Annotated in this window: 10 protein-coding genes; 2 read left to right on the forward strand and 8 right to left on the reverse strand. The window is 66.0% G+C overall.

Going from position 1 to position 12,399, the window contains the following annotated elements:
• Positions 1–19: 19 nt before the first annotated feature.
• A complete protein-coding gene (gene wrbA / locus ACVRRC_RS11675; RefSeq protein WP_011913828.1) occupies positions 20–619 on the reverse strand; it encodes an NAD(P)H:quinone oxidoreductase in 600 nt (199 codons plus the stop codon).
• A 70-nt stretch (positions 620–689) separates the two neighbouring features.
• A complete protein-coding gene (locus ACVRRC_RS11680; RefSeq protein WP_011913829.1) occupies positions 690–1,388 on the reverse strand; it encodes a pirin family protein in 699 nt (232 codons plus the stop codon).
• A 229-nt stretch (positions 1,389–1,617) separates the two neighbouring features.
• Here ACVRRC_RS11680 and ACVRRC_RS11685 point away from each other — a divergent pair, with 229 nt between their 5' ends.
• On the forward strand, positions 1,618–1,959 hold the full coding sequence (locus ACVRRC_RS11685; RefSeq protein WP_017245798.1) for an FKBP-type peptidyl-prolyl cis-trans isomerase: 342 nt from the start codon (positions 1,618–1,620) through the stop codon (positions 1,957–1,959).
• A gap of 43 nt (positions 1,960–2,002) precedes the next feature.
• Here the strand turns inward: ACVRRC_RS11685 and mdoH are convergent, their stop codons facing one another.
• From mdoH to ACVRRC_RS11715, 6 genes are all read right to left on the reverse strand, one after another.
• Entirely contained in the window at positions 2,003–4,561 is a 2,559-nt protein-coding gene (gene mdoH, locus ACVRRC_RS11690) for a glucans biosynthesis glucosyltransferase MdoH (protein ID WP_026006620.1), read from the reverse strand.
• Positions 4,562–4,571: 10 nt separating this feature from the next.
• Positions 4,572–6,098, reverse strand: a complete 1,527-nt coding sequence (locus ACVRRC_RS11695; RefSeq protein WP_472997154.1) for a glucan biosynthesis protein G — start codon at positions 6,096–6,098, stop codon at positions 4,572–4,574.
• A 183-nt stretch (positions 6,099–6,281) separates the two neighbouring features.
• Positions 6,282–8,573, reverse strand: a complete 2,292-nt coding sequence (gene bglX, locus ACVRRC_RS11700; protein ID WP_472997041.1) for a beta-glucosidase BglX — start codon at positions 8,571–8,573, stop codon at positions 6,282–6,284.
• A gap of 96 nt (positions 8,574–8,669) precedes the next feature.
• Positions 8,670–9,449 (reverse strand): PhzF family phenazine biosynthesis protein, encoded by a 780-nt coding sequence (locus ACVRRC_RS11705; protein WP_013983338.1) that lies wholly within the window; start codon positions 9,447–9,449, stop codon positions 8,670–8,672.
• Between the two features lie 144 nt (positions 9,450–9,593).
• Positions 9,594–10,304 (reverse strand): LrgB family protein, encoded by a 711-nt coding sequence (locus tag ACVRRC_RS11710; RefSeq protein WP_011913835.1) that lies wholly within the window; start codon positions 10,302–10,304, stop codon positions 9,594–9,596.
• Positions 10,301–10,666 (reverse strand): CidA/LrgA family protein, encoded by a 366-nt coding sequence (locus ACVRRC_RS11715; protein WP_003300577.1) that lies wholly within the window; start codon positions 10,664–10,666, stop codon positions 10,301–10,303. The genes ACVRRC_RS11710 and ACVRRC_RS11715 overlap by 4 nt, the downstream gene beginning before the upstream one ends.
• A gap of 300 nt (positions 10,667–10,966) precedes the next feature.
• Between ACVRRC_RS11715 and ccoG the strand changes: the two genes are divergently transcribed.
• Positions 10,967–12,385, forward strand: coding sequence for a cytochrome c oxidase accessory protein CcoG (ccoG, locus tag ACVRRC_RS11720; RefSeq protein ID WP_472997042.1), 1,419 nt, complete (start codon positions 10,967–10,969; stop codon positions 12,383–12,385).
• Positions 12,386–12,399: the final 14 nt, after the last annotated feature.

The following is a 12,399-nucleotide window of genomic DNA, read 5'->3' on the forward strand; positions in this document are numbered from 1 at the left end:
ACGCCGTCCGGCCGGGGGATCAGCCGGCGAGCTTGCTGGTGATCTTCGCCACGTGCTCGCCCTGGAAGCGCGCAATGGCCAGTTCCTTCTCCGATGGCTGACGCGAGCCGTCGCCGCCCGCGATGGTCGAGGCGCCATAAGGCGTGCCACCGTTGGTCTCGGAGATGTCGAAGAACTCGCTGATACCGTAGCCGGTCGGCACGATGACCATGCCGTGGTGCGCCAGGGTGGTCCAGGTGGAGGTGATGGTCATTTCCTGCCCTCCACCGGTGCCCGTGGAGGTGAATACGCTCGCGACCTTGCCGTGCAGTGCGCCCTTGGCCCACAGGCCTCCGGTGCGGTCGAGGAAGTTGCGCATCTGTCCGGACATGTTGCCGAAGCGGGTCGGCGTGCCGAAGATGATCGCATCGTAGTTCGGCAATTCGTTCGGATCGGCGATATCAGCTGCCTGATCGACCTTGCCGCCAGCGTTGCGGAAGGCATCTTCCGGCATGGTCTCCGGTACGCGCTTGATGACCACCTCGGCGCCCGGCACACGGCGGGCGCCTTCTGCCACCGCGTTGGCCATGGTTTCGATATGGCCGTACATCGAGTGATACAGCACGAGAATCTTCGCCATCTTGTCTTTCCTCTCTTGGTGAATGTGTGCGGGTAAACCTTGGGTTGTGATAGCCGAGCGTCGGCGGCGTTCAGCGCGACTCGACCAGCACGACTTCGCTGTTCTCCAGCGCGCGGACGGTCAGCCGTGCCTCATCGCGCACGGCCACGCCATCCCCGGCGGAGACGGTGACACCGTTGACCTCGATCTGCCCGCTCGCGGGCACCAGGTAGACGCGGCGCCCTTCGGCGATCTGGTAATCGGCGCTCTGCCCCTGTTCAAGCGTAGCCGCTGCCAGACGGGCCTCGGCACGAATCGGCAAGGCCTCGTCGTCGCCCGGCAGGCCGCTGGCCAGGGTGACGAACGCCCCGGCACGCTCGCCGCTGGGGAATCTGCGGGTGCCCCAGGTCGGCGGCAGACCGGTCTGCTGCGGGTGAATCCAGATCTGGAAGATGCGTGTCTCCTCGTCTTCCAGGTTGTACTCGCTGTGGACGATGCCGCTGCCGGCGCTCATCACCTGCACGTCGCCGGCAACGGTGCGCCCGCGATTGCCCAGGCTGTCTTCGTGAGTGATCGCGCCCTGGCGCACGTAGGTGATGATTTCCATGTCGCGATGCCCGTGGGGCTCGAAGCCCGAATGCGGGGCGATGCTATCGTCGTTCCAGACACGCAGCCGGCCCCAGCGCATGCGCTGGGCATCGTGATACTCGGCAAAGGAAAAGTGATGACGGGCGTTCAGCCAACCGTGCCGGGCGTGGCCGAGTTCTGCATGGGGACGACGTTCGATCATCTGAGCCTCCGAATGAGTGGGTCGGCCGGGCTGGCCGGCGGAACCGAATGAGCCAGATGATCTATTGATTCTTCATCGGCATGTACGCAAATTTGCGCCAATAAAAATCGAATTAATCGATCTATCTCGCTGCACTTCTCCAACGCGCGCCCTGCACTCACGCAAGCGGTTGCGCGCAATCGGTTTACCTGCCAAAACGGCGCCCTGTTTCAACTAACCAGGGCGGAACATGAACCAGGAACTGCAAATCGAGGACGTGCACCTCGGCGAAGGCAAGGCGGTCGTAAAAGGCGCGCTCATCACGACGCAATACCGCGGCACGCTGAACGACGGCACGGAGTTCGACAGCTCCTACACGCGTGGCAAGCCATTCCAGTGCGTGATAGGCACCGGGCGCGTGATCAAGGGCTGGGATATCGGCCTGATGGGAATGAAAGTCGGCGGTAAGCGCAGGCTCTTCGTGCCGGCTCATCTGGGCTATGGCGAACGACAGATCGGCGCGCACATTCCGCCGAATTCGGACCTTCACTTCGAGATCGAGCTGCTCGAAGTGCTGACCCGGGACGACTGATCAGCAGCGCCATGCGGCTTGCGCACCGCATGGCGCTGCGATTTCAGCTCGCGCTGGCCGGCGCCTGGTGAGGAACGCCTTGGGGGTACTCCTCCCGATAGCGCGCCAGCCAGTTGGCACCTGCCGGGTCGTCCCACACATGGCGGTGCAGCAACGCCATGCCATCGGGATCGTTGAGCAGTCGCCAGCGCGCCGCCTCGCCCTTCGCAGCCGCCGGCCCCGCCGCCAGTACCTCCGCCAGACGCTGCTCGCGCAGGTGCTCCGCGGCCGGCACCACCTTGGCGTGACGAGCGCGCGCCATGGCGCAGACCAGGGCGTTGTACAGCGGGTCGACGACGGCGACGAGGAAGCCCTCGCGCAGCGCGTTCGCCTGATTCTGCTGCTGGTAGCGGTCAGTGTTGGCCAGCTCGGTAGGCGGCGCGTACTCCTCGGGAATCAGGAACAGCTTGCACCGCCGGGCGGCCAGGCCCAGGCCGGTACGGCTGGTGATCACCGACACCGGCGCCGAGAGGATCAGCGACACCACGATCGGCGCCAGCCACCAGAGGAAGGCCGCATCCAGCCAGGCGACCAGTGCCGTCCAGAGCACGCCGATGACGATCTGCGAACCATGCCGGCGCAGCGCCTCCCCCCAGGGCGTGGCGTCATCGCCGCGCTGCGGTGATTTCCACTGCACCGACCAGCCGAGGAATGCCGCGGTGACGAATACGCTGTGAAAGAGCATGCGCACCGGCGCCAACAGCACCGAAAACAGCGTCTCGATCAGCATCGACAGCACCACCCGCAACCGACCGCCATAGGCCTGCGCGCCCTGGATGCAGACCAGCAGCACGCTGAGCAGCTTGGGCAGGAACAGCAGCGTCATGGTCGCCGAGAACAGCGCGATGGCCTCCTCCGGATGCCAGCGTGGCCACAATGGATAGAGCTGGTTGGGCTGCAGGAAATACTCCGGTTCCATCAGCGTATGGATGGCCAGCAGGCCGGTGGACAGCAGCAGGAAGAGGAACCACAGCGGCGCCGACAGGTAGGACATCACCCCGGTCAGAAACACCAGACGATGCACCGTGTGCACGCCGCGCACCATGAACAGACGGAAGTTCATCAGGTTGCCATGGCACCAGCGGCGGTCGCGCTTGAGCTCGTCGAGCAGGTTGGGCGGCAGCTCTTCGTAACTGCCCGGCAGATCGTAGGCGATCCACACGCCCCAGCCGGCACGTCGCATCAGCGCCGCCTCGACGAAATCGTGCGAGAGGATCGCGCCGGCGAAGGAGCCGGTGCCGGGCAGCGGCGCCAGCGCACAATGCTCGATGAAGGGTTTGACCCGGATGATCGCGTTGTGACCCCAGTAGTGCGACTCGCCCAACTGCCAGAAATTGAGCCCGGCGGTGAACAGCGGCCCGTAGACGCGGGTAGCGAACTGCTGCAGGCGCGCATAGAGGGTGTCCATGCCCGAGGCCTTGGGGGCGGTCTGGATGATGCCAGCGTTGGGGTTGGCCTCCATCAGCCGCACCAGACTGGTCAGACACTCGCCACTCATCACGCTGTCGGCATCGAGCACCACCATGTAGCGGTAGCTGCTGCCCCAGCGCCGGCAGAAGTCGTCGATGTTGCCGCTCTTGCGCTTCACCCGACGCCGGCGGCGGCGATAGAAGATATGGCCGAAACCATCCACCGCTCGACACAGCTCGACCCAGGCCTGCTGCTCGGCGACACAGGTGTCCGGGTCGTTGCTGTCGCTGAGCACGAAGATATCGAAATGCTCCAGCTCACCGGTGGCCTTGAGCGACTCGTAAGTCGCGCGCAGACCGGCGAACACCCGCGGCACGTCCTCGTTGGCGATCGGCATCACCAGCGCGGTGCGCGCCTCGGCGGGAATCGGCTCGTTGCCCGGACTGCTGGCCGAGATGCTATAGCGGTCCTTGCCACGCAGCAGCTGGAAGAAGCCCATCAGCGCGGTCCAGAAGCCCACAGATACCCAGCAGAACAGCAGCGCGAACAGCAGCAGGATGCTGGTCTGCACCACATAGGGCAGGATCTGCCGTGCCGATTCGGCCAGCGGCTGCACGAAAACGTCCTGCAGGTCCACCAGCGACCAGCCCTGGTACGGCAGCACCGCCTTCATCTGCCAGGTGGCGAACGCGGTCTGGCCGAGCATCAGAATCAGCAATGCGCTGCGCCGCAGCGCCGCGACGCGCCGCCAGCGTGCCTCGTCGAGCGGCTGCGGGCTGGGTTCGAACGTGCGCCGCGGAGTCTTGCGCCCCAGCAGCCGGCGCCAACCGCGACGCAGGATGTTGGTGTGCCAGGGCTCCGGCACCATCCGCGTGCGAACGATCGGCGGGGTGGATTGCAGATAGGGGCGGCCCTGATGGTCCTCACGGATGATGCCGGCGCGGTCGAACAGATCGCCCCAGCCCATGCGCAGCCGGGTCACCACGGAGTCCAGCAGGCGCCGCGACGGGCCGCGCTCGGCGTTCGTCGCGGCGGACATTTCGTCATGCAGGGCAAGCAGACCGCCCTGCTCCGCGGCCTGCCGGTATCTGGCCGGGTCCTCGACGTCGTTCAGCGCCAGGCCATCGCAATAGCCTTCAGCCATGCGGTTCATTGCGTCCTGCTCATTCATGGGGAGGAATCTGGTAGGTCCAGGTTTCGGAAAGGGTCTTTTCACCATCGACCAGCGCCGCACGCATTTCCACCGGCCGGCGCGGATCACGCACCTTGAGCCGCAGAGTCATGCGCCAGCCCTTGCTGACCGGGTTGTAGCGCAGGTTGTTCTCCACCAGCTCGGCGTTGTCATCGACGCTGACGCGGGTGGTGACCGGCGCATCCTCGGGCAGCTTGGCCAGCACCGGCCCGACGAAGTCCACCACCAGAGCGGTGCTGCCATCGGCCTGGCGAATCAGGTTGGCCTGCTTGACGTCCCCGGCCGACACGCGGGTCTGCTGTGCCCAGGCCAGTTGCGGATCGTGCAGACTCGGTTCGTCCATGGAGAAATGCAGGCGATACTCCAGGCCCAGCGGCTGACCGGGCTCCGGCTGCTTCTCGGGCGACCAGAAGGCGACGATGTTGTCGTTGGTTTCGTCGGGCGTGGGGATCTCCACCAGCTCGACATGCCCCTTGCCCCAGTCACCGCGGGTCTCCACCCAGCCACTCGGGCGCAGCTCGTAGCGGTCGTCCAGGTCCTCGTAGCGGTTGAACTCCCGGGTGCGCTGCATCAGGCCGAAGCCACGCGGGTTCTCCACGCTGAACGCGCTGACCGCCAGGCGACGCGGGTTGTTCAGCGGGCGCCAGAGCCACTCACCGTTGCCGGCGTGGATCGCCAGCCCCTCGGAGTCGTGCAGCTGCGGGCGGAAATTCAGCGAATCGCTGGGCTGGTTCGCCCCGAACAGGTACATGCTGGTCAGCGGCGCGATGCCGAGCTTGCCCACCGGCTCGCGCAGGTACACCCGGGCCTGCACGTCCAGCGTACTGTCCTTGCCCGGCGTCAGCACCATGCGGTAGGCGCCGGTGGCACGCGGCGAGTCGAGCAGCGCGTAGATGACAAGGTTGCGCCGGTCGGGCTGCGGCCGTTCCACCCAGAACTCGCGGAAGCGGGGAAACTCCTCACCCACCGGCAGCGCCGTGTCGATCGCCAGCCCGCGTGCGGACAGGCCATACCACTGGCCCTTGCCAACGATGCGGAAATAGCTCGCACCGAGCAGAGTCATCACTTCGTCCTGCTTGTCCTTCTTGTTCAGCGGATAGAGCACCTTGAAACCGGCGAAGCCCAGACCTTCCAGCGCAGCGGGATCGACCTCGACGCCGTCGAACTGGAACATGGCCGGGTCATAGCGGATCTCGCGGACGTCCGTCGCGGTGATCTCGTTGATGCGTACCGGCGTGTCGAAGTGCATGCCCTGATGGTAGAACTGCAGGTGGAACGGTGTATCGGCATCCTTCCAGTAGGCATGTTCGGGGTCGAAGCGCAGCCGTTGGTAATCGGCAAAGGCCATTCGGCGAAACTCTTCCGGCAGGTTGCTCGCCGGTTCCTCATAGCCGCGGGACGCCAGTTCCTGCGCCTGCTTCGCCACATCATCCAGGCTGAACGCCAGCGCATTGCCGGCCATCAGCATGTACAACCCACCTGCCAGCCCCGCCAGCATGCGCGCCGGATGGGTACCCGTCTTCCGTTGAAAAATGCGTAACACACCGCCTCCGAATTACACGTTTGTGCAGAGTTCGCTCTGCTTCGCTGTGGTGAACCACCCGAGCCCAGCCGCTGTGCCGCGCGCGACAGGTGCGGCGGCGTTGCCGGACTGCAGGCGTTTCTCCATACAGAAATTTTCTTACAACAGCTCGAAGCGCTCGCTCTGCACGGCTCGCGAATCGAGCCCCAGTTGCACTTCGAATTCTCCTGGCTCGGCCACGTAGTCGAGCCGGGCGTTGTGGAACCTGAGGTCGTCCTCGCCCAGAGTGAAGCGCACCACCCGCGTCTCGCCCGGCTCGAGCCGGATTTTTTCGAAGCGTTTGAGCTCCTTCACCGGCCGCACGCTGGAGCCGACCAGGTCCTGCAGATAAAGCTGCACGACGGTCGCGCCGGCGCGCGCTCCGCTGTTCTTTACCGTTACGCTGACCTCCAGGCGCTGCCCACGTTTCAATTCGCGCTGGGAAAGTTGCGGTTTGGACAGTTCGAACTCGGTATAGCTCAGGCCGTAGCCGAATGGGTACAGCGCGCCGTTGGGCTCTTCGAAATATTGCGAGGTGTAGTTGCCCGGACGCCCCTCGACATAGGGGCGGCCCAACCTTGGATGGTTGTAATAGGTGGGAATCTGCCCCACCGAACGCGGAAAGGAGATCGGCAACTTGCCCGAAGGGTTGTGCGCGCCGAACAGCACATCGGCGATGGCATTGCCGCCCTCGGTACCGGTGAACCAGGTTTCCAGCAGCGCATCGGCATGCTCCCTGACCCACCCCAGCTGCAGCGGGCGACCATTCATCAGCACCACCACCAGTGGCTTGCCGGTGGCGACCAGGGCTTCGAGCAGCGCCTGCTGGCTGGCCGGCAAGGTCAGACTGGTCCGGCTGGACGATTCGTGGGACATGCCACGGGCCTCGCCCAGAGCCGCGACGATCACATCGGCCTCGCGCGCCGCACGCACCGCTTCGTCGATCATCGCCTGCGGCGGACGCGGGTCCTGGACCACCTCCGGGCGGTCCCAGTTGAGGAAGTTCAGGTACTTGATCATGCCGGCATCGTCGGTGACGTTGGCGCCGCGCGCGTGGATGATCCGGCCGTCCTTGCCAAGCGCTCGTTCGACGCCCTGGCGCAGCGTCACGGCCTGCGCTGCCACGCCGGCTGCCGACCAGCTGCCGAGCATGTCGACGGGGGAATCGGCCAGCGGCCCGACCAGCGCGATGCGTGCATCCCTGCGCAGTGGCAGCGTCTGCCCGCGGTTTTCCAGCAGCACCAGGGACTCGCGCGCGACCTGGCGTGCCGCCTCGCGGTGCAGGCGGCTTTCGGCGTTGACCTCGGCGGGGTCGTCCACCGCCTGGCCGATGCGGCGATAGGGATCATGGAACAGACCCAGGTCGTACTTGGCGCCGAGCACACGACCGACCGCCTGGTCGATCAGCTCGAGGGGCACTTCGCCGCGTTCGACCAGGCCGGGCAGTTCCTGCAGATAGAGCGAGTCGTGCATGCTCAGGTCGATGCCGGCCTCGATCGCCAGGCGCGCGGCCTCGCGGCCATCGCGGGCCACGCCATGGCGCAGCAGTTCATCGATGGCGCCGTGATCGCTGATGTTCAGCCCGCGGAAGCCCCAGTCGTCGCGCAGCAGGTCACGCAACAGCCAGCGGTTGGCACTGGCCGGCACGCCGTTGACGGTGTTTAGCGCCACCATCACGCCACCGGCGCCGGCGTCCACCGCCGCACGGTAGGGCGGCAGGTAATCCTGGTACATGCGCTGCGGGCTCATGTCGACCACGTTGTAGTCACGCCCGCCCTCCACCGCACCGTACAGGGCGAAGTGCTTGACGCTGGCCATCACGCTGTCCGCGGCGCTCAGGCGCTCGCCCTGATAGGCGCGCACCAGCGTGCCGGCGATCTGTGAGACAAGGTACGGATCTTCGCCGAAGCCCTCGGACGTCCGCCCCCAGCGCGGGTCGCGGGTGATGTCCACCATGGGCGCGAAGGTCAGATCGAGGCCGTCGGCACTGGCCTCGATGGCCGAAACCCGACCGCTCAGGGCAATGGCGTCGAGGTCCCAGCTTGAAGCCAGGGCCAGGCTGATGGGGAAGATGGTGCGATGGCCATGAACCACGTCATAGGCGAAGAAGATCGGAATGCCCAGTCGGCTGCGCAAGGCCGCCTCCTGCATGGGGCGGTTGTCGGCTCGGGTCACCGAATTGAAAGTGGCACCGATGCGGCCGGCCGCGATCTCCTCGACGATGCGCTCGCGCGGCATGTCGCCACCAATGCTGATCAGCCGCAGCTGGCCGATCTTCTCCGCCAGGGTCATGCGCTCGAGCAGGGTCTCGATCAGTGCCTGTCGGTCGTCCAGCGGCAGGGCCGGCGGCGCCGCGCAGGCGAACGGACTCATCGCGCCGGCAAGCAGGACAAACGGCAACAGCCTTTTCATCATCACAACCCCATTCTCGTTTCAACCGACCAGCCACACACAGGCACACCCATCGCGCAGGTCACGGACCGTACGCAATGCGCCCTTGAATTCGTCTTAGAGTTCGATGGTGCCGTCGAGGTAGAGCACCGCCTGCCCGGCCACCATCACACGGTCCGCTTCGACCCGGCAGTGCAGGATGCCCGTGCGCGCCGATGCCTGCAGCGCCACCAGTTCGTTGCGCCCCAGCCGCTCGGCCCAGTACGGCGCGAGCCCGGCATGGATGGAACCGGTGACCGGGTCCTCGGCGCCGCCATTGGCCGGCCAGAAATAGCGGGAGGCGAAATCCTGCTCGCGCCCTGGCGCGGTCACCACCACATCCAGCGGTGCCAGCGTGCGCAACGCCTGCAGATCTGGCGCCAGAGCGCGCACCTGCTGCTCGTCGCGGTAGACGGCGAACCATGCCTGGCGATTGCGCAGCACCGCTTCCGGCGCGAGCCCGAGCCCCTGCAGCAACGCGGCCGGCGGCTCGGCGACCGGCTCCGGCGCGCGATTGGGAAAACTCATTTCCAGCAGCCCGTCAGCACGCCGCTGCACGGCCAGATCGCCCACGGCAGCGGCACGAAAGGTCAGCGGCGCGCGGGCCAGCCCCTGTTCCAGCAGCACGAAGGCGCTGGCCAGCGTGGCATGGCCACAGAAATCGATTTCGGTGAGCGGCGAGAACCAGCGGATGTGAAAGGCCCCGTCCGCCTCGCGAACGAAAAAGGCCGTCTCGGAAAGGTTGTTTTCGGCGGCGATGGCTTGCATCAGCTCGTCCGGCAGCCAGGCTTGCAAGGGTATCACCGCCGCGGGATTGCCCCGGAAACGTTCAGCGGTGAAAGCATCGACCTGGAACATCCGCAATTTCATGGTTTGCACCCTGTGCACGGTCAAGCGACCGCCGCCTACTCTAACGGGTCTGACGGGGTGCTAGCCAGTGGCGCGTGAGGGTCGCAACGCCGCCACAGCCGCGGCCTGCACGGGAATGTCCGGCAGGCGGCGTCAACCGAGGGCGAATGGCAGCAGCAGCGCGATCAGAATGCCCAGCAGGCTCATGCCCAGCGCAGCGAAGGCGCCGCACTCATCGCCCTCCTCCAGCGCCCTGGCGGTACCGATGGCATGGGCGTTGAGGCCATAACTCAGGCCCCGCGCCGCGGGATGCTCGACCCCGGCCCAGCGCAGCAGCAGCGGTCCCAACGCGGTGCCGATGACGCCGGTCAGCATGACGAACACTGCCGCCAGTGAAGCCAGGCCGCCGAGCTGCTCGGCCACCAGCATGGCGATGGGCATGGTCGCGGACTTCGGCGCCAGGCTCATCAGCACCGGCAGCTCTGCGCCCAGCGCCCAGGCGATCGCCAGCGTCAGAACCACGCTGAGCACGCCGCCGACCGCCAAGGTGATGACGATCGGCCAGAACAGCTGCTGGATACGCTTGAGATGTCGATGCAGCGGCACCGCCAGGGCCACGGTGGCAGGCCCCAGCAGCATGGCGACCAGCGCAGCGCCGTCGCGGTAGCGCGCATAGTCGAGGTCCACCAGGGTCAGTGTGCCGACCACCAGCAGCATGCCCACCATGACCGGTTGCAGCACCAGCCAGCCGCTGCGGCGATACAGCATCAGCGCCAGCTGAAAGGCGATCAGGGTCAGCGCCACGGCAAACAGCGGATGGACCACCACCGCCGCCCAGGCGGTGCGCCAATCGAATACGGTCATGCCTGATCCTCCCGCTGGCGATCGAGTCGGCGGATCAGCCGCTGCATCAGCCAGCCGCAGAACGGCACCGTGATCAGTAGCGACAACACCAGGCCGGCGGCGATCGCTGGCAGATCATCCAGCAGTGCGCCAGCGCTTGTCATGATGCCGGCGGCCGGCACGATCAGCAGCAGCGGCAGGTACTGCAGCAGCAAGGCCGCGGTCTTCTCCAGAGACTCCGGAATGCTGCGGCGCAGCAGCAACAGGCCGAACAGCAACAGCATGCCGATGATCGGCCCCGGCAGTGCCGGCAGCAGCACCAGGTTGATCAGATTGCCGAGCAGCTGCAGCAGCACGAGCCAGGTCAGGCCTTGGAGAATCATCGGCGATGCTCCCGCGGCAGCATTGGATGAATCATGCGTTGGCTCCTCTTCCTTCGGCAAAAGGCTTCGACTATGGCCGGCCTGGCGACGGCAGAACAGCATCAGATGCAGACAAAAAAAGCGGATCAGCCGATCCCGACAGCTTCCGCTGATGCAGGTCAAGGCCTAGCGGCACCTGCGCTCTCACAGCACTGCCGCACCCGATCTGATCCGTATTTAGCCGCCACATCTGAGTCTGTTATGCATGAGCCTCGACGGGGATCATCCGCCTCGCCTGAACTGCCTATGGGGCGAAAGCCAATGACCGACCGCATACCCGCGCGGATCATCGAAACCGTTGATCCCAGCCAGCCGATCCGCCTGACGCCCGCCCAGAGCGGCGGGCCCATCCACACGCGCAGTTTCAGCGGACGTTTCCGCAACCTGCGCCTGTTGGGCGGCGCCCTGCTGATGCTGCTCTACTTCGGCACCGTCTGGCTGAATTGGAACGGGCGTCAGGCGGTGCTGTGGGACCTGGACCGGCAGCAGTTCCACATCTTCGGCGCCACCTTCTGGCCGCAGGATTTCATCCTGCTCTCGGCGATCCTGATCATCGCCGCGTTCGGCCTGTTCTTCATCACCGTGCTGGCCGGGCGCATCTGGTGCGGCTACGCCTGCCCGCAGAGCACCTGGACCTGGATGTTCATGTGGGTGGAAAAGATCACTGAAGGCGACCGCCTGCAGCGCATCAAGCTCGATGCTGCACCCTGGTCCGCCGCCAAGCTGCTGCGCCGTGCCGCCAAGCACACGCTGTGGCTGGCCATCAGCCTGGCCACGGCGCTGGCCTTCGTCGGCTATTTCACCCCGGTACGCGAGCTGGTGGCCGACCTTGCCCGCTTCGAGGTCGGCGCCACCACCGCCTTCTGGCTGCTGTTCTTCACCGCCGCGACCTACATCAATGCCGGCTGGCTGCGTGAGCAGGTGTGCCTGCACATGTGCCCCTACTCGCGCTTCCAGAGCGTGATGTTCGACGCCGACACCCTGCTGGTCTCCTACGACACAGCCCGCGGCGAGAACCGCGGTGCCCGGCGCAAGGGCAGTGATCCGCGAGCACAGGGCCTCGGTGACTGCGTCGACTGCACGCTGTGCGTGCAGGTCTGCCCCACCGGCATCGACATCCGCGACGGCCTGCAGCTGGACTGCATCAGCTGCGGCGCCTGCATCGACGTCTGCGACAGCGTCATGGACCGGATGGGTTACGCCCGCGGCCTGCTGCGCTACACCTCCGAACGTGCGCTTAAGGGCGGCATCACCCGCCTCTTGCGTCCGCGGCTGGTCGGCTATGCGGTGGCGATGACGGCGATGATCGCCGCCTTCATCTGGGCACTGGATGCGCGGCCGCAGCTGCAGTTGGACGTGACCCGCGACCGCACGCTGTACCGCGAGAACATGCAGGGCCAGATCGAGAACATGTATCGCCTCAAGCTGATCAACAAGACGCAGCAGCCGCGCCGCTACGCGCTGGCATTGGACGGCGGCCCCTTCGAGCTGCAGGGCCCGCGCGAGATCAGCCTGGCACCGGGCGAGATCGCCGATCTGCCGGTCAGCGTGGCGCTGCTCGCCAACACCGATGGTTCCAGCCATGAGCTGCGTTTCCAGGTCAGCGACCTGGCCGAGCCGGACAGTCGGGTGAGCACACCGAGCACCTTCGTCGCCCCCATCGCGGCGCTACGCCAGTAGACTGGCCATGCCCA

The sequence above is a fragment of the Stutzerimonas sp. LR2 genome (assembly GCF_055755175.1).